We start from the raw sequence: 25,820 nt of genomic DNA on the forward strand, positions 1-25,820 counted from the left end.
CAGTGCAGGGCGCAGACGACATTGGACCATGGCGACCCCGAGGCCGATGATCCTGACATGGATTCGAGAGTCGAATTCAGAGTCACTGGGCAACTTCAAGCAGGAGCATTGCCATGATCCTTGAGAATCAATCCTCAACCCCGCTGCGGTGGGACGGCCGGCCGCGCAGCTTGCGCCTGGCCGGTGTGCAGCGAATCAGCGTCGCGCAAGCTGGCTGGCTGCAAGTGGGCACCGGGCAGGTGTGGCTGACGCGCGATGGTGCGCTGGACGACATCGTGCTGGCGCGCGGTGATCGGCTGTGGCTGGACCGAGGTGAGCAGGTCGTGGTGGAGCCTTGGTCACGCGGAGCGGACGCGGCGCTGGTGTGGCAACACGGCGCCCAGACGAGCGCGGAGGCGGTGGCGGCCTGAACAGCGTCTCGGTGTGCTGGGCGGTGCCGCAGGTCCGCAGGTACCGGCATCGGCTTGAAGGCGCTGACTCGCGAGTGCCCGCTGTTGCCGCGTGGCACCAAGAGGTGCAAGAAGGGGGTTTGTTCCCGAGCCGCCGAAAGTATCCGCGACAGACTGAGACCTCATGGTACGAAACGGTGGCGCTTGGGCGTGACCCGCGCGCGTGGGCAGAAGCCATTGCGTCCTCCGAGCGTTTTGCGGTGGAACCCGCGGTGGCGCGCGCAAGCCGGCGCAGGCTGTGCAGGCGCTGGTGGAAAGTCCGCCCCGGCAAGATAAAGTTTTATCCGGGTGTTATTGACTCACTAATTTAACCCGGATAGAATTCGCGGCATGGACCAAGCCATGCCACTCACCTACACCGCCTTCCTGGAGGGGCGCCGCCTCGCCACGGGTCCCTTGCACGAGGTCGCCGTGGCCGTGTTGCGGGCACAGCAGGCGCAACCCGACGGGAATCCGCTGGTCTTCAGTGATGCCAGCGGCAAGTCTGCCGACCTGGACCTGCGTGGCGGCGAGGAGGCCGTTGCGGCCCGCTACAGCGTGGTTGCGCCGACCCAAGCGCCCAAGGGTCGCGGTCGCCCCAAGCTCGGCGTGGTCGCGCGAGAAGTGACGTTGCTGCCGGAACACTGGGACTGGCTCGCCGCGCAACCAGGCGGCGCCTCCGTGGCCTTGCGCAAGCTCGTGCATGAAGCGCGGCACAAGGGCGGCGAGCGGGGCCGGACGCGTGAGGCGCGCGACCGCGCGTATCACGCCATGTCCACGCTGGCCGGCGATCTTGCCGGCTTCGAGGAAGCATCGCGGGCGCTGTTCGCCGGCGACCACGAACGGCTGGTGGCGCAGATGGCCGCATGGCCGGAAGACGTGCGGGCGTACGTGCTGCAGCTCGCCGAACCTGCATCCGGCTAAGCCGGACCTCTTTCTCCCTTTTTGCAACCAGCGCGCGGCTCCGGGCCGCAGCGCTGCGAGTACACGCACGTCCGCGATTCACAGGAGCACTCATGAACGAGCCAGAAACGACACCCCCCGCCGGACCGGCGCCGACGCTGCGCACGCACTACCTTGCGCTGCTGACACCCCTTGTCCTGACGCACGCGCTGCAAAGCGCTGGCGGCCTGCTCGATGGCTTCTGGCTCGGGCACCTGCTGGGCGTGCGCGGCATCGCGACGGCCGCGTCGTTCTTTCCCGTGTTCTTCTTGCTCCTGTCGCTGATCATCGGGCTGGGCGCCGGCGCGACCATCCTTGCGGGACAAGCCTGGGGCGCGCGTGACGCGGCGCAGGTGCGGCGCGTGGGTGCGACGGCCTTCGTGGCTGCGCTGGGCGTCGGGCTTGCGGTCGCTGTGGCCGGTGCGTGGTCTGCGCCGTGGTTGATGCAAGCGCTCGGCACGCCGCCGGACATCTTGCCGGCCGCGATCCGCTATGCGCGCGCCATGTTGCTGTTGATGCCCTTCGTGTTCGTCACCTGGACTGGCCTGTCCCTGAGCCGCGGCACCGGCGACGCGCTCTCGCCGATGTGGTCCTTGCTGGCCGCGACGCTGGTCGGCGCGGTGTGCACGCCGCTGCTCGTGGCGGGCACGCCTTTGGGTGCGGCTGGCGTGGCAGTCTCGGCGCTCGTCGCGCAGCTGGCTGCGCTGATCGTGTTGATCGGGCGCTGGCGTCGGGACGGCCATCCGCTCGCCCCCGGCGCCGGGTGGCAGGACTGCAAGCCGAGTGGGGCAATAACCAAACGCATGCTGCGCATCGGCTTGCCGGCCGCATTGCAGATGCTGGCGATGGCGCTTGCGGAGATGGTGCTGCTGGGCTTGGTGAACCGTCACGGGTCGACCGCTACCGCAGCCTATGGCGCGGCGACGCAGGTCCTGAGCTGGGTGCAGTTCCCGGCGATGAGCCTGGGCATTGCCGCGACGATCTTCAGCGCGCACGCAGTCGGTGCAGGACGGCGCGAACGGCTACCCGCGATAGTGGGTACGGGGTTGCGCCTGAACGCTGTGGTCACCGCGCTGTTCGTCGTCGCTGCGCACCTGCTCGCTCCGTTCGCGTTGCAACTGTTCCTGGAACCCGGACCCGTGCTGGAGCAGGCGGTCACCATCGTGCGAACCGTCGCCTGGAGCGTAGTGCTGCTCGGATGGAGCAACGTGCTGGTGGGCGCGATGCGCGCGAGCGGCGCGGCGCTGGTGCCGGCGCTCCTCAGCATGGCTGCGATCGTGGCCGTCGAATGGCCGGTTGCCGTGGCACTGGACGCGCGTTTCGGCCTGGCAGGGGTGTTCTGGGCCTGCCCTGTCGCGTTCCTGGCCATGCTGGTGCTGCACGGCCTCTACTACCTTCACAAGGAGAAAGAAGATGGATTCTTCCGCCAACCAGGCGTCGCGCTCGGCGCGGCGGGTGGCCGCGCGCCAGGCGCGTGACGCCTTCCCACCGATGGGCATCTACGCCATCCGCGACCGCGCGAGCGGTCACCTGCTGCTTGGCGCGAGCCGCAACGTGCGCGCGGCGCTGAACCGAGCTCGCTTCGAACTGGGCATGGGCAAGCACGCGGACCGCGTGCTGCAGGCCGAGTGGCATCGCAGCGGTGTTGAGGGGCTCGCCTTCGAAGTGCTGGAACTCGTGAAGGAACGCGAGGATGCGGGTTTCGACTACGCGGGCGAACTGAAAGCGCTGGAGCAGATCCACCGCGAACTGCAAGGGCTGGCGCCATGAGTGACGAAGCCTTGCAAGCCTGCGTGGACCGGCACCTGGAGCACGCGGCGATGGTGTTCATGCTCGACGACGAACTCGGCACGCATCACGGCCTGTCTTGGGCCGACTTCGTGCTGCTGACGGTGCTGGATGCCGCCGGCGGCGCTGCGCCCGCGACGGCGCTCGCGCGTACCTTGCGCATGCCGGCCTCGCACCTGCTGCTGCGGCTGCTGCCGCTGGAGAAGACTGGGCTGGTGGAGCGCGCTGCAGATGGCGACGGCAAGCGCCGCGTCACGCTGCGCCCGCAAGGCCGGCGACTGCTGCACGAGGCGCGGGACACGGCCGCGCACGCCTGCGCGCCCTGATTTCGCCCGGCGCCGCAAGACTGCGGTCGACTGCTTAGGAGAGTGGTCGCGTTTGAGAGGCCGCCATCCTATGGCCGCTGTACTTTGAGACCGGTCATTTGCACGTCGATTTCCTGACCGATCGGATGACCGGAAGTGGCCGATGCCGGGTGCTCCAGCAGACGAGTTCATCGCCACTTTGCTGACGTTCACGACCACGTCCTGACAGGCCGCTTCGGGGCAAGCAGTTCAAAGAACAGGCCGTCTCAGGTCGGCCATCTGCCGTCGTCCACGGCCGGCCGCTTACCGGCAGGCCAACCACATCGTTGCACTTCCGTGCGCATACCCGGGGCCATGACGTCCAGCGCTCCAAGCGCACCCAGAGCGATCCCCGGTCGCAGTAGCCTTGTCATGGGGATTGCGCAGGGTGGCGATCAAAGTATCGACTGGCGGATGTAGCGGTCTGCCCGGTCGATCAGGCTCGGCATCTCATCGGTCGCTCGCAGCATGACCGGATGGAGGGTATAGCCGGCTCGCGGTGAGATGTAGGCCGCCATGCCACGCGCGAGGGTCAGTTGTCGATCTGGGGCCGCGACCCGCAGCGCGATGACCAGACTTACCTACGCTATCAGCCGGATTCGGATCTGTACCAGTTCCGCGTCAGTCAGAGGCGTGTCATCGGTTGGCGGCCAGTCGCGCCATGACGCTGGCGCGACGCTCCCCTCAGGTTCGATGTTGAAAATCGGGGTCACTGGACGGGTCGTCATCGTGAACGGGCACAGGTGCGTCTATGCCGAGCGTGCGCTCAGTCAGACCTGGAAATCTGTGCGGGAGCGCACTCAGGAAGCACGTCGAACTCCGAGGTCTGCTTCTTTCGGTCCAGAGCTGACAGATCGCGCTGCGGGCGCGTATCATGGCAAGTATTCCATTACTTACCAGTGAGTCACGAGGACACCTCAGCATGCGGACCAGACTACCCACCGAGGAGCGCCAAGCGGAGATCGTCGCGGCCGCGTTGAACCTGGCGCGGGACATCAGTCCAGTGTCCATCACGACTGGCGACATTGCCGCTGCCATCGGCATCACCCAGGGCGCTGTGTTCAAGCACTTTGCCACCAAGGAAGCCATCTGGGTGGCGGCAATGAAGTGGGTGCGCGAGCGACTGCTGGAGAAACTGGATGAAGTGGCGCGGGCGCAGACCTCGACAGTGCCTGCTCTGGAAGCGGTGTTCCGTGCCCATGTGGCGTTCGTGATTGCACATCCCGGCGCCCCGAGGATCATCTTCCACGAGTTGCAGCAGCCCGCCGACTCCCCGGTGAAGCAGGAAGTCCGGGCGTTGCTGCAGGCCTACCGGCAACTCCTGCTGGATCGACTCAAGGGCGGCATGCAGTCGGGCGAACTGCCGACCGGGCTCGACCCCGAAGCCGCCGCCACGCTCTTTGTGGGCATCGTCCAGGGCCTGGTCATGCAGTCGATGCTGACGGGTAAGCCAGGGGCAATGAAGGCGCAGGGAGACGGCGTGTTCCGCATCTACCTTCGCGGCATCCAGGCGGCAGCATGAAGATCCCCTCGAACTGGTCGCGCCGGCTCGGTCTGGGCTTGCTGGGGGTGCTGCTGATCGCTGCACTGGGCTACGTGGTCGTGCGCTCCGGGCCCCTGGCGCCCACGCGCGTGACGGTGACACGGGCCACGGTCGGCAGCCTGTCGCCGTCGCTGTTCGGCATCGGCACGGTCGAGGCACGCCGCGCCTACCTGATCGGGCCCACCGCTGCCGGCCGTGTCAGCAAGGTGCTGGTCGATGTGGGCGACACGGTCGTGGCCGGTCAGCTGCTGGCCGAGATGGACCCGGTGGACCTGGACCAGCGCGCCGCAGCCCTGGACGCATCCATCGCCCGCGCCGGCAGCGTCATCGCCGCGGCGCAGGCGCAGCGGCGGGATGCCCAGGCGCGCGGCGAGTTGGCGGCCATCACGGCGCGTCGCTATGTCGAACTGGGCGCGCAGAACTTCATGAGCGCCGGCGCCGTCGAGGCCAAGCAGCAGGAGCAGGCTTCAGCCGATGCCGCCGTGGCTGCCGCTGATGCCAACCTGGCGGCCGCGCGCCAGGACACCCAACGCCTGGCAGCCGAACGTGCGGGCCTGCGGCAGCAGCGCGACAACGTGCGCTTGCTGGCGCCGGCCGCGGGCGTGGTCATCAGCCGCGACGCCGAAGCCGGGTCCACCGTGGTGGCGGGGCAAGCCGTGCTGCGGCTGATCGAGCCCTCGTCCTTGTGGATCCGGGTGCGGCTGGACCAGGGTCGCTCAAGCGGTCTGGTCGCCGGGCTGCCAGCCTCGATCGTCCTGCGCTCCAATCCATCGGCGCGCCTGTCCGGCAAGGTGGCCCGGGTCGAAGCCACCAGCGACAGCATCACCGAGGAACGCGTGGCGCTGGTTTCCCTGGACACCCTGCCCCAGGGCTTGTCCACCGGTGAACTGGCCGAGGTCACGTTGACGCTGCCTGCCACGGTACCGGCACTGCTGCTGCCCAACCCCGCGCTTCAACGTCAGGCTGATCAGGTCGGCGTGTGGCGCCTCGACGGCGGCCAGCCGACGTTCACGCCGGTGCGCATCGGGCAGACCAGCCTGGACGGCCAGGTGCAGGTGCTCGAAGGTCTGAAAGCCGGCGACGAGGTGGTGGTCTACAGCGAAAAGGCGATCACGGCCGGCACCCGCATCAAGATCGTGGACCAACTCGCCGGCAGCAAGCCATGATCAGCCTGGCCGGCCGCGACATCCTGCATTCCTGGGGGAAGTTCGTGCTCACCGGCATCGGCCTGGGCCTGCTGATCGGCGTGACCTTGACGATGGCCGGCGTCTACCGCGGCATGGTGGACGACGCGCGCGCCTTGCTGGACAACAGCGGCGCCGACCTGTGGGTGGTGCAGCAGGACACGCAAGGGCCGTATGCCGAGTCATCCAGCCTGCGCGACGACGTGGTGCGCAGCGTGCAGGGCCTGCCGGGTGTGGCGCGCGCGGCCAACGTCACCTACCTGACGATGCAGGTTCGCGCCGGCGAAGGGCCGGGCCAGCAAGCCGGCCGCGAAGTGCGCGCGATGATCGTCGGCTTCGAGCCAGGCCAGCCCGGTGAGCCCGGCTATCTGGTGGCGGGCCGCCACATCACGCGCAGCCACTACGAGGCCGTGGTGGACGTGCGCACCGGCTTCACGCTCGGCCAGCGCATCCGCATCCGACGCCACGACTACACGGTCGTGGGCCTGACCCAGCGCATGGTGTCGTCCGGCGGCGACCCGATGGTCTTCATTCCGCTCAAGGACGCGCAGGAAGCGCAGTTCCTGAAGGACAACGACGCCATCCTGAACGACCGCGCCCGCACGGCCGCCAACCCGGCGCTGAACCGGCCGGGGGTGCCTGGCTTGCTGGAGGCGATCCAGGCCTCGCAAGCCGCCAACCACAACGTCAACACGGTGCTGGTGCAGGTGCAGCCCGGCACGGATGCCAAAGCCATGGCCGAGAGCGTGGCCGAGCCGATACGGCGCTGGAAGCACCTGGAGGCCTACACCCGCGCGCAGATGGAAGAGATCCTGGTGGCCAAGCTGATTGCCACGTCAGCCAAGCAGATAGGCATGTTCCTGGTGATCCTGGCCATCGTCAGCGCGGCCATCGTCGCCTTCATCATCTACACGATGACGCTGGGCAAGATCCGCGAGATCGCGGTGCTCAAGCTCATCGGCACGCACAACCGCACCATCGCCGGGATGATCCTGCAGCAGGCGCTCGGGCTGGGCCTGATCGGCTTCATCGTCGGCAAGGTGGCGGCCACCTTCTGGGCGCCGATCTTCCCGAAGTACGTGCTGCTGGAAGTGAACGATGCGTTGCTCGGGCTGGTCGCGGTGATGGTGATCTGCGCGCTGGCCAGCACGCTGGCGATCCGCGCGGCGTTGGCGGTCGACCCGGCCGCGGCCATCGGCGGCTGAAGGCACACCCCATGAGCGAAGCCGGCATCCGCATCGAAGGCCTGCGCAAGCGTTACGGCGAAGGCGACACCGCGGTCGACGCGTTGAAGGACGTCAACATGGTCGTCGCACCCGGCGAGGTGGTGGGCCTGATCGGCCCCTCGGGCTCGGGCAAGAGCACCTTGCTGAAGTGCCTGGGCGCCGTCATCGAACCGACCGGCGGCCGCATGATCCTCGGCGGGCATGCCATCTACGACAACGGCTGGAAGATCCCCGACCTGCGCGCGCTGCGCCGCGACAGCATCGGCTTCGTGTTCCAGGCGCCCTACCTGATCCCGTTCCTGGACGTCACCGACAACGTCGCCTTGTTGCCGATGCTGGCCGGGCGACCCAATGGCGAGGCGCGCGCGCGGGCGCTCGAGCTGCTGGCGGCACTGGACGTGGGGCATCGCGCGAAGGCGGAGCCGTCTGAACTTTCGGGCGGTGAACAGCAGCGTGTGTCGATCGCGCGTGCCCTGGCCAACCGGCCGCCGGTGATCCTGGCCGATGAGCCCACGGCCCCGCTGGACAGCGAACGGGCGCTGGCCGTGATGCGCATCCTCAACCAGATGGCCACGCAGTACCACACGGCCATCATCGTGGTGACCCACGACGAGAAGATCATCCCGACCTTCAAGCGGATCTATCACATCCGCGACGGCCGGACCGAAGAAGAGGCGGGGCAGGGGTTGAGCCTTTGATCCGGTCCAGCCGCTTTCAGCCCCGGTCAACCAGGACCAACATCGTGAACACGTCCAGATCGGACCTGCTGATGAAGTCCCTGGCCGTGGTGGCTGTGCTCTTCGGTTTGCTGACGGTCTTGTCCGGCGGTCGCACACTGTTCGGTGGCGAAGCGGCACGCCTTGCCGCCGGGGCCATCGTGCCTTTCGTGCTCTGGTTCAACTTCGTCGCCGGGTTCGCCTACGTGGCCTGCGGTCTGGGGCTGTGGGGGCGGCGGCGCTGGTCGGTGCCGCTGGCCGTCTTCATCGCCGTCGCCACAGGCCTGGTATTCGCCGCCTTCGGCGTGCATGCCTGGAGCGGTGGAGCGTACGAGGCGCGCACCGTCGGTGCGATGGCGCTGCGCACGCTGCTTTGGACCGGGTTCGCGGGAACAGCCTACCGGGTGCTCCGGCATCGCATCTGATCTGGCCAGCCCGCCAGCGCATGGCGATGCTCGGCGGCGGTAGCGCGAGCTCCTCTATGGTGAACTTCTCGAAAATCTCCCGCGCCTGTCAATGACCGGTGCCCACCGGCTTGAAGCCGGGGTGCTCGAAGTGCTTGCCGTACTGGTCGAGGGTCTTGGCCACCTTCACCAGACCAAGCGCGGGGCGCTGCTTGGGGTTCTTGCCGTTCATGGTGCTGGTGCCGTCACCGAGATCGGCGATCAGCAGATGCAACACGGCGTCGGCCTTCGGTTCGAGCTTGCAGTGGGCGATGATCCCGCCCACTTCGGTCTGGATCCGTGTGGCCAGCTCGCCGTACTGTGCCGGCGTGAGCTTGCCGTTGTGCGCCGCACCCAACTGCGGTTCGACCAGGCCCCGGATGCGCCCCATGCCGGCGCGCAGCGGCTCGTCCGTACCCCACTTCTTGCCTTGGTTCAGGGTGAGCTTGTGGTGTGCTTCGGCGCCGTGGCTGTGCTCGCCGGCCTGCGCCAGTGCCGGGCCGATTGACGAAGTCACCAGCACTGCTGCAGCAGCGGCCGCGATGGACAAGTTTCGAATCAACGGTACCAATACCTTCTCCTTGGAGTGGCGGGATTGCGGCTGAAGCGCATCCAGGATCTGGTGGGGAAGACGGGGCGGGAGCCATCGTGAAGCAGCGTCTGCAGGTGATCGATCAGCGTGCTGACCCGCCGGGAAGTTTCGGGCGGCATGGTGGGTGTTGGCCTGCAATTCGGGCCCAGTCTGCGCGAGCGCGCGAATGAGTCGCGTTGACCTGGGTCAAGTTCTGAATGAGTGGACCCCGGCGTAGTTCTTCAGAACTATGTGCGTGCCGCGGACCATCGTTCTTCTGCCGCGCGCAGCATAGCCACCGTGCTGATGTTCACGGGGGCTCCGCAGGCGGACAGTCTCGTCAACCCTCCGACGAGCATGCCCATGGCCATCCCCCCCACCCCCATTCCACGCCAGGCGTGGTCCGTGCTCATCGTCAGCACCCTGGCCTTCACCGTCTGCTTCATGGTGTGGATGATGTTCGGCGTCATCGGCATCCCGCTGAAGAAGACCCTGGGGCTCAACGCGACGGAGTTCGGCCTGCTCACGGCCACGCCGGTGCTCACCGGGTCGCTGATCCGTGTACCGCTGGGCATCTGGACCGACAAGTACGGTGGCCGCATCGTCATGACCTTGCTGATGGCGGCCACGGTGCCGGCCATCTGGCTGATGAGCTACGCCACGGCCTACTGGCACTTCCTGGTCATCGGCTTGTTCGTCGGCCTGGCGGGCGGCTCTTTCTCGGTAGGCACGCCTTACGTGGCGCGCTGGTTCCCGCGCAGCCGCCAGGGCATGGCCATGGGCGTGTACGGCGCCGGCAACTCGGGCTCGGCGGTCAACAAGTTCGTGGCCCCGGCGCTGCTGGCCGTGGGCGGCTGGACGTTGGTGCCGCAGGTGTACGCCGCGGTGATGCTGGGCACGGTGATCCTGTTCTGGCTGGGCAGCAGCAGCGACCCCAAGCACCTGGTGCCCTCGCACGTGAAGTTCAGCGACCAGTTGCACATGCTCAAGGACCCCAAGGTGCTGAAGTACTGCCAGTACTACAGCATCGTCTTCGGTGGCTACGTGGCCATGGCACTGTGGATGGTGCAGTACTACGTGGGCGAGTTCGGCCTGTCGATCCAGACCGCCGCGTTGCTGGCCGCCTGCTTCTCGCTGCCCGGCGGCGTGCTGCGCGCGCTGGGCGGGGTGCTGTCGGACCGCTTCGGCGCGCACCAGGTCACGTGGTGGGTGTTGTGGGTCAGCTGGGTCTGCCTGTTCCTGCTGAGCTATCCGCAGACCGACCTGACCATCACCACGGTGGACGGCCCCAGGACCTTCCACGTCGGCCTGAATGTCTACCTGTTCACCGCGCTGATGTTCGTGCTGGGCATCGCCTGGGCCTTCGGCAAGGCCAGCGTCTTCAAGTACATCGGCGACGACTACCCCCACAACATCGGCACCGTCAGCGGCATCGTCGGCCTGGCCGGCGGGCTGGGCGGTTTCGTGCTGCCGATCTTGTTCGGGGCATTGATGGATCTCACCGGCATCCGCTCCAGCGCCTTCATGCTGATGTACGGCGTGGTCTGGGTCTCGCTGATCTGGATGTATTGGACCGAGGTGCGCAAGACCGAAATGATGGGCGACAAGGCCCCCGCCTCGCCGCTGTCGCGCAGCTTCGCGCGCTGAAGGAGAAATGCAGATGGCCACGACAACCACCACCGTTGCGCCAGCAAGCGCAACCAGCGGTGCCGACATCACCGATTGGCGCCCCGAGGACCAAGCGTTCTGGGAATCCACCGGCAAGAGAACAGCCTACCGCAACCTTTGGATCTCGGTGCCCGCGCTGCTATGCGGCTTCGCGGTCTGGGGCATGTGGGGAATCATCACCGTGCAGATGCTCAACCTGGGCTTTCCGTTCACCCAGGCCGAGTTGTTCACGCTGACGGCCATTGCCGGCATCTCGGGCGCCACGATGCGCATCCCGGCGTCCTTCCTCATCCGCCTGGCCGGCGGGCGCAACACCATCTTCCTGACCACCGCCATGCTGCTGGCGCCCGCCATCGGCACTGGCATCGTGCTGCAGCACAAGGACTGGCCGCTGTGGGCCTTCCAGCTGATGGCGCTGTGGTCGGGCGTGGGCGGCGGCAACTTCGCCAGCTCGATGTCCAACATCAGCACCTTCTTCCCGAAGCGGCTGCAGGGCACGGCGCTGGGCCTGAACGCCGGCCTGGGCAACTTCGGTGTCACGACCATGCAGATCGTCATCCCGCTGGTGATGACGGTGGGTCTCTTCGGTGCCTTCGGTGGCGAGCCGATGACGCTGGTGAAGGACAGCGGCTGGATCTTCGGGAAGATCGCGGCCGGCACGCCCACCTGGGTGCAGAACGCCGGCTTCGCCTGGGTGCTGTCGCTGGTTCCGTTGTCGCTGCTGTGCTGGTGGGGCATGAACAACCTGAAGACGGTGTCGCCCAGCACGGGCTCGCCGCTGGTTGCCTTTGCCAAGATCACCTACCTGTACACGCTGGCCTTCGTGCCCGCGATCTTCATGCTCTACCTGTACCTGCCCAAGCCCACCGGCCTGGGGCTGCTGAGCATGTGGGTGGCCATTCCGCTGGACGTGCTGTTGGCCCTGGGCATGATGAAGCTCGCAGCCTTCGGCGAGATGAAGGAAGGCGTGAAGAAGCAGTTCGCGATCTTCAGCAACAAGCACACCTGGTCGATGACGGCCCTGTACATCGTCACCTTCGGCTCCTTCATCGGCTTCTCGATGGCGCTGCCGCTGGCCATCACGGTGATCTTCGGCTTCCAGCACGTGCCGGGCGCTGACGGCGTGCTGCAGCACACGCTGAAGAACCCGAACGCGCCCTCGGCACTGACCTATGCCTGGATGGGCCCGTTCATCGGCGCAGCCATCCGTCCCGTGGGCGGCTGGATCTCCGACAAGGTGGGCGGGTCCATCGTCACCCAGATCATCTCGGTGGTGATGGCGGGCGCATCGGTAGCGGTGGGCTACGTGATGATGCAGGCCTACGGCTCGGCCACGCCCGAACAGTACTTCCCCATGTTCCTGGGCCTGTTCATGCTGCTGTTCCTGGCCAGCGGCATCGGCAACGGCAGCACCTTCAGAACCATCGGCGTCATCTTCGACCGCACCCAGGCCGGCCCGGTGCTGGGCTGGACGTCGGCCATCGCCGCCTACGGTGCCTTCATCGCACCGGTGGTCATCGGCGCCCAGATCAAGGCCGGTACACCGCAGTACGCGATGTACGGCTTCGCGATCTTCTATGCCGTCTGTCTGGTGCTGAACTGGTGGTTCTATCTGCGTGGCAATGCCTACGTGAAGAACCCCTGAAGCTAGGTGACAAGCCCGAGCATCGGTATTGCCCACGCCATGACCAGCATGACGATCATCCAGCACTGGAACCCAGAGGACCGCGGCTTCTGGGACCGTTCCGGTCGCGCGGTGGCCAGGCGCAACCTGTGGGTGTCGATCCCTGCGCTGGCCCTGGCCTTCGCCGTGTGGATGCTGTGGTCGGTGGTGGTGGTGCACCTGCCCGCGGCGGGCTTCCGCTACAGCACCAACCAGCTGTTCTGGCTGACGGCGCTTCCAGCCTTGTGCGGCGCCACCCTGCGCATTTTCTACGCGTTCGCGGTGCCGATGATCGGTGGCCGCCGCTTCACCACGCTGGCCACGGCCAGCCTGCTGCTGCCCGCGGTGGGCATCGGCCTGGCGGTGCAGGACCCGAACACGCCGTTCGAATGGATGGTGGTGCTGGCCCTGCTGTGCGGACTGGGCGGGGGCAACTTTGCCGGCTCGATGGCCAACATCAGCTTCTTCTTCCCGAGTGCTCGTCAGGGCTATGCGCTGGGTCTGAACGCCGGGCTGGGCCACCTGGGAGTGGCATTGGTTCAGATGCTGGTGCCACTGGCCATCAGCGCCGGGGTCTTCGGCCTGTTCAACGGGCCCGCGCAGCTGACGGCGCAGGGGCCGATGTGGCTGCAGAACGCGGGCTTCATCTGGGTGCCGCTGATCCTGGCCAGCACGGCAGCGGCCTGGTTCGGCATGGACGACTTGGCCGACACCCATGCAGGCATGGCCGAACAGGCGGTGATCTTCACGCGCAAGCACAACTGGCTGATGTGCTGGCTGTACCTGGGCACGTTTGGCAGCTTCATCGGCTTCGCTGCGAGCCTGCCGATGCTGGCGCAAAGTCAGTTCCAACGCGCCGATGCACTGCACCTGGTGTGGCTGGGCCCGCTGATCGGTGCCGTGCTGCGCCCGTTGGGCGGCTGGATGGCCGACCACTGGGGAGGCGCGCGCGTCACGTTCTGGGTCTTCGTGGCGATGGCACTCGGCGCAGCCGCTGCGCTGCTGTGCCTGCCCGCGACCGACAGCGCTGGTCCGCAGGGGCAGAGTGGTCACTTCTTGGGCTTCCTGGCCGCCTTCGGTGTGTTGTTTGCCGCTTCGGGCCTGGGCAATGGAAGCACGTTCCGCATGATCTCCAGCCTCTTCGTGGCCGAGCGGGTGCGGCGCGCCGAGGGCCTGCCATCGGCCCAGGCGCTGGCCGCCAAGGAAGGCGCCGTCGAAGCTGCCGCGGCGCTCGGCTTTGCCAGTGCCATCGGCGCCTACGGCGGCTTCTTCATCCCCAAGAGCGTGGGTTCATCGCTCGCGATGACGGGCAGCGCAGCCGCTGCGCTGGCGATGTTCATCGTGTTCTACCTCTCCTGCATCGCGTTGACCTGGTGGGCCTACAGCCGCCGCAACGCACCCTATCCCTGCTGAGCCCCCTGCGCGGACGACATCTTCCAAGGACGACAACATGAGCCACTTTCTGGACCGACTCACCCATTTCTCATTGCCCAAGGAGACCTTTGCTGGCGACCATGGGCTGACCACCGGCGAAGACCGCACCTGGGAAGACGCCTACCGCAACCGCTGGGCGCACGACAAGATCGTGCGCAGCACGCACGGTGTCAACTGCACCGGCAGCTGCAGCTGGAAGATCTACGTCAAGGGCGGCATCGTCACCTGGGAGACGCAGCAGACCGACTACCCGCGCACGCGCTGGGACATGCCCAACCACGAGCCCCGCGGCTGTGCGCGTGGCGCCAGCTACAGCTGGTACCTGTACAGCGCCAACCGCGTGAAGTACCCGATGGTGCGCGGCCGCCTGCTGGAGCGCTGGCGCGCGGCGATGAGGACTGCCAAGACACCCGTCGATGCCTGGGCCACGATCGTCGAGGACGACGCCGCCCGCCGCGACTACCAGAAGGTGCGCGGCATGGGCGGCTTCGTGCGCAGCAGCTGGGACGAGGTCAACCAGATCATCGCGGCCAGCAACGTCTACACGATCAAGAAGCACGGCCCCGACCGTGTCATCGGCTTCAGCCCCATCCCGGCCATGAGCATGGTCAGCTACGCCGCCGGCAGCCGCTACCTCAGCCTGATCGGCGGTGTCTGCATGAGCTTCTACGACTGGTACTGCGACCTGCCGCCGGCCAGCCCGCAGGTGTGGGGTGAGCAGACCGACGTGCCCGAATCGGCCGACTGGTACAACAGCACCTACATCATGGCCTGGGGCAGCAATGTGCCGCAGACCCGTACGCCGGACGCGCACTTCTTCACCGAGGTGCGCTACAAGGGTGCGAAGACGGTGGCCATCACGCCCGACTACAGCGAGGTGGCCAAGCTGGCCGACATTTGGCTGCACCCCAAGCAAGGCACCGATGCGGCTCTGGCGATGGCCATGGGCCACGTGGCACTCAACGAGTTCTACTTCAAGCAGCGCAGCCCGTACTTCGACGACTACGCGCGCCGCTACACCGACCTGCCGCTGCTGGTGATGCTGAAGGAGCACACCCTGCCAGACGGCAGCAAGACGCTGGTGCCCGACCGCTACCTGCGCGCATCGGATTTCAACGGCAAGCTCGGTCAGAGCAACAACCCCGAGTGGAAGACGGTGGCCTTCGACACTGCCGGCCGCGCCGTGCTGCCCAATGGCAGCATCGGCTTCCGCTGGACACCCGAAGGGGGTGTCGACCAGGGCAAGTGGAATCTCGAGAACAAGGAAGCGCGCCACGGCACCGAGGTGAAGCTGAAGCTGTCGGTCATCGAAGATGGCGCGCAGGCGCACGAAGTGGTGGCCGTCGGCCTGCCGTACTTCGGCGGCGTGAGCACGCCGCACTTCAAGTCGAACACGCAGAACGGCGACGTCAACTTCGTCAAGGTGCCGGCCGTGCGCCTGCGCCTGGGCAAGGAAGGTGAGCACCGTGAAGCGCTGGTGGCCACCGTGTTCGACCTGCAGGTGGCGCAGTACGGCATCGACCGCGGCCTGGGTTCGGGGGCCAAGGACTATGACGACGACGCGGCCTACACCCCGGCCTGGGCTGAAAGCATCACCGGCACACCGCGCGACCAGATCATCACCGTGGCGCGGCAGTTCGCCGAGAACGCGCACAAGACACACGGCAAGTCGATGGTGATCATCGGCGCGGCCATGAACCACTGGTACCACGCCGACATGAACTACCGCGGCGTGATCAACCTGCTGATGATGTGCGGCTGCATCGGCCAGAGCGGCGGCGGCTGGGCGCATTACGTGGGCCAGGAGAAGCTGCGCCCGCAGACCGGCTGGACGGCGCTGGCCTTCGCGCTGGACTGGATACGCCCGCCGCGGCAGATGAACAGCACGAGCTTCTTCTACGCCCACAGCGACCAGTGGCGCTACGAGAAGCTGGGCATGGAAGAGATCGTCTCGCCGCTGGCCGACAAGGCGCTGTATGCCGGCAGCATGATCGACTACAACGTGCGCGCCGAGCGCATGGGCTGGTTGCCCAGCGCGCCGCAGCTCAAGACCAACCCGATGCAGGTGGTGAAGGACGCCAATGCGGCCGGCATGGACCCGAAGGACTATGTCGTCAAGGCGCTGAAGGACGGCACCATCCAGATGAGCTGCGAAGACCCGGATGCCCCGCAGAACTGGCCGCGCGTGCTGTTCGTCTGGCGCAGCAACCTGCTGGGCTCATCGGGCAAGGGCCACGAATACTTCTGCAAGCACCTGCTGGGCACCGAGAACGGCATCCAGGGCAAGGACCTGGGCCAGGACGATGCGAAGCCGAAAGAGGTGAAGTGGCACGCGGAAGGCCCGGTGGGCAAGCTCGACCTGGTGGTGACGCTGGACTTCCGCATGAGCACCACCTGCCTGTACAGCGACATCGTGCTGCCCACCGCCAGCTGGTACGAGAAGAACGATCTCAACACCAGCGACATGCACCCCTTCATCCACCCGCTGAGCGCGGCGGTCGACCCGGTGTGGCAGAGCCGCAGCGACTGGGAGATCTACAAGGGCTTCGCCAAGACCTTCAGCGAGGTCTGCGTCGGCCACCTGAGCGTCGAGAAGGAAGTGGTGCTCATGCCCATCATGCACGACACCGCGGGCGAACTGGCCCAGCCCTTCGACGTGAAGGAATGGAAGAAGGGCCAGTGCGAGCTGATCCCGGGCAAGACCGCGCCGCAGATCATGGTGGTGGAGCGCGACTACCCCAACGTGTTCAAGCGCTTCACGGCACTCGGCCCCTTGATGGACAAGCTGGGCAACGGCGGCAAGGGTATCGGCTGGAAGACGGGCACCGAAGTCGAGCAACTGGGCCAGCTCAACGGCCTGACGCTTGCTGAAGGGGTCAGCAAGGGCATGCCCAAGATCGTCACCGACATCGACGCCTGCGAGGTGATCCTGCAGTTGGCGCCCGAGACCAACGGCCATGTGGCGGTGAAGGCCTGGAAGGCCCTCGGCAAGCAGACCGGTCGCGACCACACCCACCTGGCGCTGTACCGCGAGGACGAGAAGATCCGCTACCGCGACGTGCAGGCGCAGCCGCGCAAGATCATCAGCAGCCCCACCTGGAGCGGCATCGAGAGCGAGACCGTCAGCTACAACGCCGGCTACACCAACGTGCATGAGTACATCCCATGGCGCACGTTGACCGGCCGCCAGCAGTTCTACCTGGACCACCCCTGGGTGATTGCCTTCGGTGAGGCCTTGAGCAGCTACCGCCCACCGGTGGACCTGAAGACCACGGCCGGCATCCACAACATCAAGCCGAACGGCAACAAGGAGATCCTGCTCAACTTCATCACCCCGCACCAGAAGTGGGGCATCCACAGCACCTACAGCGACAACCTGATGATGCTGACGCTGAACCGCGGTGGCCCGGTGGTGTGGCTGAGCGAGGACGACGCCAAGGTCGCCGGCGTGGAGGACAACGACTGGGTCGAGGTCTTCAACATCAATGGCGCGATCGCGGCGCGGGCGGTGGTGAGCCAGCGCGTCAACCCCGGCATGCTGCTGATGTACCACGCGCAGGAAAAGATCATCAACACGCCCGGGTCGCAGATCACCGGCGTGCGCGGCGGCATCCACAACAGCGTGACGCGCATCGTGCTCAAGCCCACCCACATGATCGGTGGCTACGCGCAGTTCAGCTACGGCTTCAACTACTACGGAACCATAGGCACCAACCGCGACGAGTTCGTGGTGGTGCGCAAGATGGCCAAGGTCGATTGGCTGGACACCCCGCGCGGCGATGAACGCGCTGAGATCGTGCAAGCTCAAGGAGAAGGCGCATGAAGGTCCGCGCACAGATCGGCATGGTCCTGAACCTGGACAAGTGCATCGGCTGCCACACCTGCAGTGTGACCTGCAAGAACGTCTGGACCAGCCGCCCCGGCGTCGAGTACGCCTGGTTCAACAACGTCGAGACCAAGCCCGGCATCGGTTACCCCAAGGAGTGGGAAAACCAGGACAAGTGGAACGGTGGCTGGATCCGCAAGGCCGATGGCTCCATCGTGCCGCGCCAGGGCGGCAAGTGGCAGCTCCTGATGAAGATCTTCGCCAACCCCAACCTGCCGCAGATCGACGACTACTACGAGCCCTTCACCTTCGACTACGACCACCTGCAGTCGGCGCCGGAGATGCAGCACGCGCCCACGGCAAGGCCGCGCAGCCTGATCACCGGCAAGCGCATGGAGAAGATCGAGTGGGGCCCGAACTGGGAAGAGATCCTGGGTGGTGAGTTCTCGAAGCGTTCGAAGGACAAGAACTTCGACGACATCCAGAAGGACATCTACGGCCAGTTCGAGAACACCTTCATGATGTACCTGCCCCGGCTGTGCGAGCACTGCTTGAACCCGGCGTGCGTGGCATCGTGCCCCAGCGGCAGCATCTACAAGCGCGAGGAAGACGGCATCGTCCTGATCGATCAGGACAAGTGCCGCGGCTGGCGCATGTGCGTGAGCGGCTGCCCCTACAAGAAGATCTACTACAACTGGAAGAGCGGCAAGGCCGAGAAGTGCATCTTCTGCTACCCGCGCATCGAAGCCGGCCAGCCCACGGTGTGCAGCGAGACCTGCGTGGGCCGCATCCGCTACCTGGGGGTGCTGCTGTATGACGCCGACCGCATCCAGCAGGCGGCCAGCGTCGAGCACGACAAGGACTTGTACCAGGCCCAGCTCGACATCTTCCTGGACCCGAGCGACCCCAAGGTCATCGCCCAGGCCAGGCTCGACGGCATCCCCGACAACTGGATGGACGCGGCGCGCAACAGCCCGGTCTACAAGATGGCGGTGGAGTGGAAGGTGGCGCTGCCGCTGCATCCCGAGTACCGCACGCTGCCGATGGTCTGGTACGTGCCGCCGCTGTCGCCCATCACGGCCGCGGCCAACGCGGGCCACGTGGGCACCAATGGCGAGATCCCCGACGTCAACCAGCTGCGCATTCCCGTCAAGTACCTGGCCAACCTGCTGACGGCCGGCGACACCGTGCCGGTGGTTCGTGCACTGGAACGCATGCTGGCCATGCGCGCCTACCAGCGCGCCAAGCACGTGGACGGCGCGGCCAACACCGCTGCCATCGATCAGGTCAAGCTGAGCGTGAACGAGGTCGAGGAGATGTACCGCGTGATGGCCATTGCCAACTACGAAGACCGTTTCGTCATCCCCACCACGCACCGCGAATACGCCGAGAACGTCTTCAACGTGCGCGGCGGCTGCGGCTTCAGCTTCGGCAACGGTTGCAGCGAGGGGGTCACCGAGACCAGCCTGTTCGGCAGCGAGAAGAAGCGCACCATTCCCATCAAGGCAGGAGTTTGAGATGAGCTTCTTCAACGCCTCCCCGGTCTCCATGACCAAGACCTTGCGCGTGTTGGCCCACCTGCTGAGCTACCCCGACGCCGAGTTGCGCGCCCACTTGCCCGAACTGCAGGCGGCATTGCGTGAAGAAGGGGCGCTCAGCAGTGCCCGGCTCGCCGAACTGGACGGCCTGATTACCCGCCTGGCTCGGCGGCGTTCGCTGGACGTCGAGGCCGACCACGTCGAACTCTTCGACCGTGGCCGCGGAAGCGCGCTGCACCTGTTCGAGCACGTGCACGGCGACAGCCGCGACCGGGGTCCAGCCATGGTGGACCTGTGCCAGACCTACGAGGCTGCCGGTCTCTTTCTTGCGCCGGGTGAACTACCCGACCACCTGACAGTGGTGTTGCAGTACGCCTCCACCCAGCCACCGGCACAGGCCAAGGCCTTTCTGGGCGAGATCGCGCACATCCTGCAGGTGATTTTCAGCGCGCTGCTGCGACGCGAAGCCGCACATGCCTGCGTCCTGGCTGCTCTTCTGGATCTTGCAGGCGAGAAGGCGCAGTCCGTGCCGGTGCCGCCAGAACCCGAGCTTGACGAGAGCTGGGCCGAACCCATGGCCTTCGATGGTTGTTCCACCCAGGGCCAGGCGCGGGCCGGGCATCCACAACCAATTCAGATCGTGCGCCCCCCCGTGCGCACCGCCACCCAAGCCACGCCGGGAGCGTCCGCATGAACACCCTTTACAACTTCATCTTCAACGTCTATCCGTACATCTGCCTGGCGGTGTTCTTCATGGGCAGCCTGGCCCGCTTCGACCGCGACCAATACACCTGGAAGAGCGACAGCTCGCAGCTGCTGCGCAACGGGCAGCTGCGCTGGGGCAGCAACCTGTTCCATGGCGGCATCCTGTTCCTGTTCTTCGGCCACCTGTTCGGGCAGCTGACCCCCCACTGGCTGTACGAGATCTTCATGACGGCACCACAGAAGCAGTTGCTGGCCGTGGTGGCGGGTGGCGTGGCAGGTGGCCTGTGCTTCATCGGGCTCACCCTCCTGCTGCACCGCCGCCTGTTCGACCCGCGTATCCGCCTGACCAGCCACAGGACCGACATCGCCATCCTCGTCATCTTGTGGGTGCAGCTGGTCATTGGCCTGTCGACGCTGCCCGCTTCGCTGCATCACGTGTCCGACCCGCAGACCATGCTGCGGCTGGCCGAGTACCTGCAAGGCATCGTGCTGATGCAACCCAACGCTGCCTTGGTGTCGGGCATCGAGTGGCACTTCCAGGCGCACATGCTGCTGGGCATGACGATCTTCCTGCTGTTCCCCTTCAGCCGCCTGGTGCACGTGTGGAGCGGCTTCGGCACCCTGTCCTATCTGGTGCGCCCCTACCAGATGGTGCGGGCCCGCAGGCTCAATGTGCCGGCCGGGCAGAGCCAGCCACGCCGCGTCGGCTGAACCCGCTGCCACCGCTTGCTGAAGCTTCACACCATGAACACTTCCACTTCCGTTCTTCCCCAGGTCAATGACGTTGTGCTGGCCTATCCCGATGAAGGGCTGACGGCCGAGGCCCTTCGGCAGCGCGCCTGTGCCGAACTTCTGCGCCAGGCGGCCATCCAGGCGGGTCTGCTGGCTGCAGACGATCCGCTGCCCTTGGGTGGAGCCATGACCGAAGCCGCAAGCACGGCCATCGAGTCCTTGCTAGATCGCGAGCTGCACCTGCCCGAGCCCTCTGAGGACGCCCTTCGTCGCCACCATGCAGCCCAACGCGGTCGCTACGCCGTTGGTGAGCGTGCGCAGCTTCGCCACATACTCTTTGCGGTCACGCCCGGAGTGGATGTCAACGCATTGCGGCAACGTGCCGAAGCCTGCCTGCTGGATGTTCGCTGCGCTTCGCCGGGTGGGGGTGATCGCTTCTCCACGGCGGCCGCTTCCACATCCAATTGCCCCAGCGGCGCCGATGGCGGCGCATTGGGCTGGTTGACGACTGACGACTGCGCGCCGGAGTTCGCACGCGAGATCTTCGGCAAGCCCGAGGTCGGTGTGCTGCCGCGCCTGGTGCACAGCCGCTTCGGGCTGCACGTGGTGGAGGTGCTGGCCCGGCAGCCCGGCCTGGACCCCGCGTTCGCGGCCGTGAAATCGGCCGTGGCGCAGGGGTTGCGGCAACAAGCCTTCACCACCGCGCTGCGACAGTACCTGCAACTGCTGGCTGGGGAAGCCGTGTTGACCGGTGTTGACCTGGAGGCGGCGGAGTCTCCCCTGGTCCAGTAGCCCCGCTCCGACGAGTCGACCCATGGCCGACGAATTGCTGCAGCGCCTTCAGCGCTTCCAGACCGACGATTTCCCGCAGCACCGCTCGCACTTCAGGTTGCTGGTGGACGATGGGCAGCACCCGATGACACTGTTCATCGGCTGCAGCGATTCGCGCCTGGTGCCCTACCTGCTCACCGGTGCGGGCCCGGGCGAACTGTTTCTGGTGCGCAACGTGGGCGCCTTCGTGCCGCCGTACGACCAGAGCCAGGGCTTCCATGGCACGGCAGCGGCCATCGAGTTCGCAGTGCTCAACCTGTCGGTCAAGCGCATCGTGGTGTGCGGCCACAGCCACTGCGGGGCGATCCGGGCCTTGTATGGTGATGTCTCACCGGCTGCCAAGCACTTGTCCCAGTGGCTGGAGCTGGGGCGCGAAGCCGTTTTGCCCGTGGCCGAACCCGGGCCCGACGTGCTGCGACGTACCGAGCAGCGCGCCGTGGTGCTGCAACTGGAGCGGCTGATGGACTACCCGATGGTGCGAGAGCGTGTCGAAGCCGGAACCCTGGCCTTGCACGGGTGGCACTACGTGATCGAGGACGGCGAGGTCCATGTCTTCGATGTTCAGCGCGGCGGCTTCGTGCCCGCGGCGCAGGCCGACAATGCGGGCACCGGGCCGTATATGGCCCACCACCCCGAAGTGCAGCGGGATGAAGAGTCCACTCGCTCGTGAAGGGGCGAGCGTTCGTTCAGCCCAGTTGAACGGCCTCGCCCTGGCGGTCGAACGGAATCATGCCGCTCAGCTTGCCGGACTTCACCGCCTCCACCATGCGCGTGAGCGCGGCTTCCACCTGGGCCGACGTGGGGGGCTGCCTTCCCTGGCCGGACAAGGCTGCGGCAAAGACCAAGGCCCAGTCCTGACCCATGGAAACGGCTTCAGCCTGCAACGCGCCGAAGTCCTTCAAGTCGGCAGGGTCCTTGTCGACGCACATCAGCGGTGTCAGCTCGCCGGATTCGCCGGCTTCAAAGCGTGCCCGCTGTTCGGCCGTGGCGTCTGGGGGAAGGCTCGCCGCAGCAAACACCAGCAAGAGAAGCTGCGCGTCGGGTTGCTGCCGAGCTGCTGCCAGCAGGTCGTTGAAGTGACTGATTTCCATGCCCGCGAGCTTAGTCGCTTCCATCGCCATGCATGATGTCGCTGGCTGGTATTGGCATCTCAAGTTGGCGCACATTGGCCTGGTGCTGGCCAGCGGTGGCCTGTTCGCCCTGCGCGGCGCGCTGGTGCTGACGGGGCGGGGCTGGGCGATGGGCAGACCCTGGAGGATGCTCAGCTACGGCATCGACACCCTGTTGCTGACGGCTGGCCTCACGCTCTGGGCCGTGCTGTCGCTCAACCCGATCAGCAGCGCCTGGCTGGGGGCCAAGTTGCTGCTGTTGGTGCTGTACATCGTGCTCGGCTTGATGGCGCTCAAACGCGCGCGGACTCCAGCAACGCGCCGCGCCAGCTACGCCGGGGCCCTGATGGTCTACATGATCATGGCCTCGGTGGCGCTTGCGCAACACCCGCTGGGGTTCTTGCATCGGTGGGCGTCCCATGGTGGCTGAGGTCAATCAAAAGCTCGATCAGGTACTGCCTGCTTCCGGCCTCCAGTACAGTGCACGGATGCCCCGTTCATGGAGCCTTTCCGCAAAGCTGGGTGCCATAGGGGGTGCCCTGCTGCTGATGGCGTTCGCCTCGATCGGCCTGACGCTGTGGGTGACCTGGCAGTTGGAAGGCGGTGCCGCTGCGGTCAACGAAGCCGGTCGCATGCGCATGCAGACCTGGCGCCTGGCGCAAACCCTGGCCCGCGCTGATGCTCAGCAGATTGCAGGGCTGGTGTCGCAGTTCGACCAAAGCGTCAGCGTGCTGCGTTCGGGTGATCCCGCTCGCCCGTTGTTCGTTCCGCACGACGACGAATCTCAGCAGGCCTTCGCCGCGGTGCAGCGCGATTGGGAGGTACTGAAGACGGGCTGGTCCAGTTTGCCCGGGCCGGCTGCAGACCTGTCGGCGCAGCAGGCCGATGCTTTTGTGGCTCGCATCGACACCTTCGTCTCGGCCATCGAGCACCACCTGTCCCGGCTGACGGCTGTCTTGAACGCCGTCCAGTTCATGATGGTGGCCCTGACCATCGGCAGTGCGATCGCGTTGCTGTACTCGGCCTACCTGTTCATCTTCAACCCGCTGTCCCGGCTGCAGGCCGGGCTGGCTCGGGTGGAAGCCGGGGATCTGGCCGCGCGGGTGGACCCAGGCGCCAACGATGAATTCGGTGCGCTGGCGGCGGGCTTCAACCGCATGGCCGAGACACTGCAGGGCCTGTACCAGAACCTCGAGTCCAAGGTGCAGGAAAAGACCGAGCGCCTGGAGGCCCAGCGAGCTCGCCTTGCAGCCTTGTACGAGTCTGCCGCCTTGGTTGCGCGCGCCGACACGCTCGATGCCCTGGCCCAGGGTATTGCCAAGCAGGTGCGTCAAGTGGCGCGCGCCGACGCCTCGGCCGTGCGCTGGTCCGACGAGGCCAACCGCAGGTACCTGCTGTTGGCTTCGGACTGCCTGCCGCAAGTGATGATCGACGAAGAACAGTGCATTCCCACGGGCGAATGCCTGTGCGGCCAGCCCCAGGGCGGCGCGATGACGCGGGTGATCCCGATCCAGCCTGAACGCCCGGCCTCGCGACTTGGCCACTGTGCCCGAGAAGGCTTTGAAACAATGGTCAGCGTGCCCGTCCGGCTGCACGAACGCATGGTGGGTGAGATCAACCTTTTTTACCGCGAAGCGAAGCAGTTGACCGACGACGACCGCGCCTTGCTGGAGACGATCGCCAGTCACCTGGCGGGCGCCATCGAAGGCTTGCGCGCGGCCGCCTTGCAGCGCGAGACTGCAGTGGCCGAAGAGCGCAGCTTCATCGCGCGAGAGCTGCACGACTCCATCGCCCAAAGCCTTGCCTTCCTGAAGATCCAGCTGGTTCTGCTACGCAGCGACATCAAGAGCGGAGAGGCTGCACGCATCGACAAGACCCTTGGCGAACTGGACGCTGGCGTGCACGAGAGCCTGAGCGACGTGCGTGAGCTGCTGGTGCACTTCCGCACCCGCACCAACCGCGAGGACATCGCGCCCGCCTTGAAGACCACCTTGCAGAAGTTCGAGCACCAGACGGGCCTGGCGACCCACCTCGACATCGAAGGCGAGGGCATGCCGCTCCCGGCCGACGTGCAGGTGCAGGTGCTGCACGTGGTGCAGGAAGCCTTGTCCAACGTGCGCAAGCATGCGAGGGCGCGTGCGGTGTGGGTGGAGGTGCAGCAGACGCCGCAATGGCGCGTTGAGGTGCGCGATGACGGCTGCGGCTTTGACACCGATTGCGCCGGCCCGGATGAAACCCACGTGGGGCTGCGCATCATGCGCGAGCGGGCGCAGAACATCGGCGCCACGGTGGAGGTGGCCTCTGTGCCGGGTTCGGGCACTTGCGTGGTGCTGAAGTTGCCTGAACGCTTGGGAGTGGCCGCATGACCGCCTTACAGCCCATCCGTGTGCTCGTGGTCGACGACCACACGCTGTTCCGTCGCGGGCTGATTTCGCTACTGGCCGGCGACCCTCGCTTCCAGGTGGTTGCCGAGGCCGGCGACGCCAATGAGGCGCACCAGCTGGCCGCGGCAACGCAGCCTGATGTCATCCTGCTGGACAACCACATGCCCGGCGTCAATGGCGTCGATGCGCTGGCCGGGTTCAAGGCTTTGGCACCCCAGGCTCGCGTCCTGATGCTGACGGTCAGCGAGGACGAGCAAGACCTGTCGGCGGCATTGCGCGGCGGCGCGCGAGGCTACTTGCTCAAGACCATGGACAGCGAGATGCTGGCCTCGGCCATCCAGCGCACGATGGCTGGCGAATCGGTCGTCAGCCCCGAGATGACCAGCAAGCTGGTCAATGCGTTCCAGTCCGGACAGGGTGCGGCATTGCTACCGCCCCCTCCTGTCAGCACCGATCCCATCCATAGTCTGTCGCCGCGTGAACGGGAGATCCTGGCCCTGATCGCCAAGGGTGCCAGCAACAAGGAAGTGGCGCGCGGCCTGAACATTGCCGAAGCGACGGTGAAGATCCACGTGCAGCACATCCTGCGCAAGCTGAACCTCAGCTCGCGCGTGCAAGCGGCGGTTTATCTCGCCGGGCGTTCGGCATAGCCGCAATCACCGGCGGCGAAGACGGGCTCCCCCTGCCGACTCCTCGTCCCTTGCCCGGCGTCGGGATCTCGACGCTGCGCCCGTGGCTGCCACAG

At 66.3% G+C, this 25,820-nt stretch carries 24 protein-coding genes and 1 pseudogene; 22 read left to right on the forward strand and 3 right to left on the reverse strand.

From position 1 onward, the window contains the following. Positions 1 to 113 precede the first annotated feature (113 nt). Positions 114 to 410 (forward strand): DUF2917 domain-containing protein, encoded by a 297-nt coding sequence (locus JMV16_RS02255; RefSeq protein WP_201492514.1) that lies wholly within the window; start codon positions 114 to 116, stop codon positions 408 to 410. Positions 411 to 448: 38 nt separating this feature from the next. On the opposite strand, the pseudogene JMV16_RS24580 reads toward JMV16_RS02255, so the two are convergent. Beyond that, positions 449 to 508 (reverse strand): annotated as a pseudogene (locus tag JMV16_RS24580) (DUF3703 domain-containing protein); the annotation flags it as partial. A 283-nt stretch (positions 509 to 791) separates the two neighbouring features. Here JMV16_RS24580 and JMV16_RS02265 point away from each other — a divergent pair. From JMV16_RS02265 to JMV16_RS02305, 9 genes are all read left to right on the forward strand, one after another. After that, positions 792 to 1,352 carry a DUF2239 family protein gene (locus tag JMV16_RS02265; RefSeq protein ID WP_236580314.1) on the forward strand — a complete coding sequence of 187 codons (561 nt, stop codon included), beginning with the start codon at positions 792 to 794 and terminating at the stop codon, positions 1,350 to 1,352. A gap of 92 nt (positions 1,353 to 1,444) precedes the next feature. Continuing rightward, positions 1,445 to 2,848: an MATE family efflux transporter gene (locus JMV16_RS02270; RefSeq protein WP_201492516.1), complete on the forward strand. Its 1,404-nt coding sequence runs from the start codon at positions 1,445 to 1,447 to the stop codon at positions 2,846 to 2,848. Further along, positions 2,784 to 3,140: a GIY-YIG nuclease family protein gene (locus JMV16_RS02275; protein WP_201492517.1), complete on the forward strand. Its 357-nt coding sequence runs from the start codon at positions 2,784 to 2,786 to the stop codon at positions 3,138 to 3,140. The genes JMV16_RS02270 and JMV16_RS02275 overlap by 65 nt, the downstream gene beginning before the upstream one ends. After that, on the forward strand, positions 3,137 to 3,484 hold the full coding sequence (locus JMV16_RS02280) for an AsnC family transcriptional regulator (RefSeq protein ID WP_201492518.1): 348 nt from the start codon (positions 3,137 to 3,139) through the stop codon (positions 3,482 to 3,484). Before JMV16_RS02275 ends, JMV16_RS02280 begins: the two co-directional genes overlap by 4 nt. Before the next feature lie 940 nt (positions 3,485 to 4,424). After that, positions 4,425 to 5,024, forward strand: a complete 600-nt coding sequence (locus JMV16_RS02285) for a TetR/AcrR family transcriptional regulator (RefSeq protein WP_201492519.1) — start codon at positions 4,425 to 4,427, stop codon at positions 5,022 to 5,024. Then, positions 5,021 to 6,211: an efflux RND transporter periplasmic adaptor subunit gene (locus JMV16_RS02290; RefSeq protein WP_201492520.1), complete on the forward strand. Its 1,191-nt coding sequence runs from the start codon at positions 5,021 to 5,023 to the stop codon at positions 6,209 to 6,211. The genes JMV16_RS02285 and JMV16_RS02290 overlap by 4 nt, the downstream gene beginning before the upstream one ends. Continuing rightward, positions 6,208 to 7,434 (forward strand): ABC transporter permease, encoded by a 1,227-nt coding sequence (locus JMV16_RS02295; RefSeq protein WP_201492521.1) that lies wholly within the window; start codon positions 6,208 to 6,210, stop codon positions 7,432 to 7,434. Before JMV16_RS02290 ends, JMV16_RS02295 begins: the two co-directional genes overlap by 4 nt. An 11-nt stretch (positions 7,435 to 7,445) precedes the next feature. Next, on the forward strand, positions 7,446 to 8,153 hold the full coding sequence (locus JMV16_RS02300; protein WP_201492522.1) for an ABC transporter ATP-binding protein: 708 nt from the start codon (positions 7,446 to 7,448) through the stop codon (positions 8,151 to 8,153). Positions 8,154 to 8,224: 71 nt separating this feature from the next. Further along, positions 8,225 to 8,596 (forward strand): hypothetical protein, encoded by a 372-nt coding sequence (locus tag JMV16_RS02305; protein ID WP_201492819.1) that lies wholly within the window; start codon positions 8,225 to 8,227, stop codon positions 8,594 to 8,596. An 88-nt stretch (positions 8,597 to 8,684) separates the two neighbouring features. Here JMV16_RS02305 and JMV16_RS02310 read toward each other — a convergent pair whose 3' ends face one another. Then, the gene (locus tag JMV16_RS02310) at positions 8,685 to 9,164 is read right to left on the reverse strand and encodes a hypothetical protein (RefSeq protein WP_201492523.1); all 480 of its coding nucleotides are present in this window, start codon (positions 9,162 to 9,164) and stop codon (positions 8,685 to 8,687) included. A gap of 384 nt (positions 9,165 to 9,548) precedes the next feature. On the opposite strand from JMV16_RS02310, the gene JMV16_RS24410 reads away from it, so the two are divergent. The 9 genes from JMV16_RS24410 to JMV16_RS02355 are packed head-to-tail and all read left to right on the forward strand — an operon-like array spanning position 9,549 to position 22,252. Next, positions 9,549 to 10,832: an MFS transporter gene (locus JMV16_RS24410; RefSeq protein ID WP_201492524.1), complete on the forward strand. Its 1,284-nt coding sequence runs from the start codon at positions 9,549 to 9,551 to the stop codon at positions 10,830 to 10,832. 13 nt (positions 10,833 to 10,845) lie between these two features. Next, positions 10,846 to 12,498, forward strand: coding sequence for an MFS transporter (locus JMV16_RS02320; RefSeq protein WP_201492525.1), 1,653 nt, complete (start codon positions 10,846 to 10,848; stop codon positions 12,496 to 12,498). Between the two features lie 39 nt (positions 12,499 to 12,537). Next, positions 12,538 to 13,929 carry an MFS transporter gene (locus tag JMV16_RS02325; protein ID WP_201492526.1) on the forward strand — a complete coding sequence of 464 codons (1,392 nt, stop codon included), beginning with the start codon at positions 12,538 to 12,540 and terminating at the stop codon, positions 13,927 to 13,929. 37 nt (positions 13,930 to 13,966) lie between these two features. Further along, positions 13,967 to 17,773, forward strand: coding sequence for a nitrate reductase subunit alpha (locus tag JMV16_RS02330; RefSeq protein ID WP_201492527.1), 3,807 nt, complete (start codon positions 13,967 to 13,969; stop codon positions 17,771 to 17,773). After that, the gene (gene narH, locus JMV16_RS02335) at positions 17,770 to 19,293 is read left to right on the forward strand and encodes a nitrate reductase subunit beta (protein ID WP_201492528.1); all 1,524 of its coding nucleotides are present in this window, start codon (positions 17,770 to 17,772) and stop codon (positions 19,291 to 19,293) included. Before JMV16_RS02330 ends, narH begins: the two co-directional genes overlap by 4 nt. 1 nt (position 19,294) lies before the next feature. After that, complete coding sequence (gene narJ, locus JMV16_RS02340) at positions 19,295 to 20,008, forward strand: nitrate reductase molybdenum cofactor assembly chaperone (RefSeq protein WP_201492529.1); 714 nt, start codon at positions 19,295 to 19,297, stop codon at positions 20,006 to 20,008. After that, the gene (gene narI, locus JMV16_RS02345; protein ID WP_201492530.1) at positions 20,005 to 20,730 is read left to right on the forward strand and encodes a respiratory nitrate reductase subunit gamma; all 726 of its coding nucleotides are present in this window, start codon (positions 20,005 to 20,007) and stop codon (positions 20,728 to 20,730) included. Before narJ ends, narI begins: the two co-directional genes overlap by 4 nt. Before the next feature lie 33 nt (positions 20,731 to 20,763). After that, entirely contained in the window at positions 20,764 to 21,543 is a 780-nt protein-coding gene (locus tag JMV16_RS02350) for a peptidylprolyl isomerase (protein ID WP_201492531.1), read from the forward strand. A 22-nt stretch (positions 21,544 to 21,565) separates the two neighbouring features. Further along, on the forward strand, positions 21,566 to 22,252 hold the full coding sequence (locus tag JMV16_RS02355; protein ID WP_201492532.1) for a carbonic anhydrase: 687 nt from the start codon (positions 21,566 to 21,568) through the stop codon (positions 22,250 to 22,252). A 16-nt stretch (positions 22,253 to 22,268) separates the two neighbouring features. On the opposite strand, the gene JMV16_RS02360 is transcribed toward JMV16_RS02355, so the two are convergent. Next, positions 22,269 to 22,697: a ribonucleotide reductase subunit alpha gene (locus JMV16_RS02360; RefSeq protein WP_310737065.1), complete on the reverse strand. Its 429-nt coding sequence runs from the start codon at positions 22,695 to 22,697 to the stop codon at positions 22,269 to 22,271. 4 nt (positions 22,698 to 22,701) lie between these two features. Between JMV16_RS02360 and JMV16_RS02365 the strand changes: the two genes are divergently transcribed. From JMV16_RS02365 to JMV16_RS02375, 3 genes are read left to right on the forward strand one after another with little or no spacing between them, the layout of a single operon-like run. Beyond that, complete coding sequence (locus tag JMV16_RS02365) at positions 22,702 to 23,121, forward strand: SirB2 family protein (protein ID WP_201492533.1); 420 nt, start codon at positions 22,702 to 22,704, stop codon at positions 23,119 to 23,121. Beyond that, positions 23,111 to 25,057 carry a type IV pili methyl-accepting chemotaxis transducer N-terminal domain-containing protein gene (locus JMV16_RS02370; protein ID WP_310737066.1) on the forward strand — a complete coding sequence of 649 codons (1,947 nt, stop codon included), beginning with the start codon at positions 23,111 to 23,113 and terminating at the stop codon, positions 25,055 to 25,057. Before JMV16_RS02365 ends, JMV16_RS02370 begins: the two co-directional genes overlap by 11 nt. Next, entirely contained in the window at positions 25,054 to 25,725 is a 672-nt protein-coding gene (locus JMV16_RS02375; protein WP_201492534.1) for a response regulator, read from the forward strand. The genes JMV16_RS02370 and JMV16_RS02375 overlap by 4 nt, the downstream gene beginning before the upstream one ends. Positions 25,726 to 25,820 lie beyond the last annotated feature (95 nt).

Source organism: Rubrivivax sp. A210, assembly GCF_904426505.1.
Taxonomy (GTDB): domain Bacteria; phylum Pseudomonadota; class Gammaproteobacteria; order Burkholderiales; family Burkholderiaceae_C; genus Rubrivivax.

Coding starts and splice junctions, on each gene's coding strand:
- JMV16_RS02295 (WP_201492521.1), top strand. CDS start 6,208: ATGATCAGCCTGGCCGGCCGCGACATCCTGCATTCCTGGGGGAAGTTC.
- JMV16_RS02320 (WP_201492525.1), top strand. CDS start 10,846: ATGGCCACGACAACCACCACCGTTGCGCCAGCAAGCGCAACCAGCGGT.
- JMV16_RS02275 (WP_201492517.1), top strand. CDS start 2,784: ATGGATTCTTCCGCCAACCAGGCGTCGCGCTCGGCGCGGCGGGTGGCC.
- JMV16_RS02305 (WP_201492819.1), top strand. CDS start 8,225: ATGAAGTCCCTGGCCGTGGTGGCTGTGCTCTTCGGTTTGCTGACGGTC.
- JMV16_RS02325 (WP_201492526.1), top strand. CDS start 12,538: ATGACCAGCATGACGATCATCCAGCACTGGAACCCAGAGGACCGCGGC.
- JMV16_RS02370 (WP_310737066.1), top strand. CDS start 23,111: ATGGTGGCTGAGGTCAATCAAAAGCTCGATCAGGTACTGCCTGCTTCC.
- JMV16_RS02285 (WP_201492519.1), top strand. CDS start 4,425: ATGCGGACCAGACTACCCACCGAGGAGCGCCAAGCGGAGATCGTCGCG.
- JMV16_RS02330 (WP_201492527.1), top strand. CDS start 13,967: ATGAGCCACTTTCTGGACCGACTCACCCATTTCTCATTGCCCAAGGAG.
- JMV16_RS02255 (WP_201492514.1), top strand. CDS start 114: ATGATCCTTGAGAATCAATCCTCAACCCCGCTGCGGTGGGACGGCCGG.
- JMV16_RS02360 (WP_310737065.1), bottom strand. CDS start 22,697: ATGGAAGCGACTAAGCTCGCGGGCATGGAAATCAGTCACTTCAACGAC.
- JMV16_RS02300 (WP_201492522.1), top strand. CDS start 7,446: ATGAGCGAAGCCGGCATCCGCATCGAAGGCCTGCGCAAGCGTTACGGC.
- JMV16_RS02350 (WP_201492531.1), top strand. CDS start 20,764: ATGAACACTTCCACTTCCGTTCTTCCCCAGGTCAATGACGTTGTGCTG.
- JMV16_RS24410 (WP_201492524.1), top strand. CDS start 9,549: ATGGCCATCCCCCCCACCCCCATTCCACGCCAGGCGTGGTCCGTGCTC.
- JMV16_RS02265 (WP_236580314.1), top strand. CDS start 792: ATGCCACTCACCTACACCGCCTTCCTGGAGGGGCGCCGCCTCGCCACG.
- narH (WP_201492528.1), top strand. CDS start 17,770: ATGAAGGTCCGCGCACAGATCGGCATGGTCCTGAACCTGGACAAGTGC.
- narJ (WP_201492529.1), top strand. CDS start 19,295: ATGAGCTTCTTCAACGCCTCCCCGGTCTCCATGACCAAGACCTTGCGC.
- JMV16_RS02290 (WP_201492520.1), top strand. CDS start 5,021: ATGAAGATCCCCTCGAACTGGTCGCGCCGGCTCGGTCTGGGCTTGCTG.
- JMV16_RS02375 (WP_201492534.1), top strand. CDS start 25,054: ATGACCGCCTTACAGCCCATCCGTGTGCTCGTGGTCGACGACCACACG.
- JMV16_RS02365 (WP_201492533.1), top strand. CDS start 22,702: ATGCATGATGTCGCTGGCTGGTATTGGCATCTCAAGTTGGCGCACATT.
- narI (WP_201492530.1), top strand. CDS start 20,005: ATGAACACCCTTTACAACTTCATCTTCAACGTCTATCCGTACATCTGC.
- JMV16_RS02280 (WP_201492518.1), top strand. CDS start 3,137: ATGAGTGACGAAGCCTTGCAAGCCTGCGTGGACCGGCACCTGGAGCAC.
- JMV16_RS02355 (WP_201492532.1), top strand. CDS start 21,566: ATGGCCGACGAATTGCTGCAGCGCCTTCAGCGCTTCCAGACCGACGAT.
- JMV16_RS02270 (WP_201492516.1), top strand. CDS start 1,445: ATGAACGAGCCAGAAACGACACCCCCCGCCGGACCGGCGCCGACGCTG.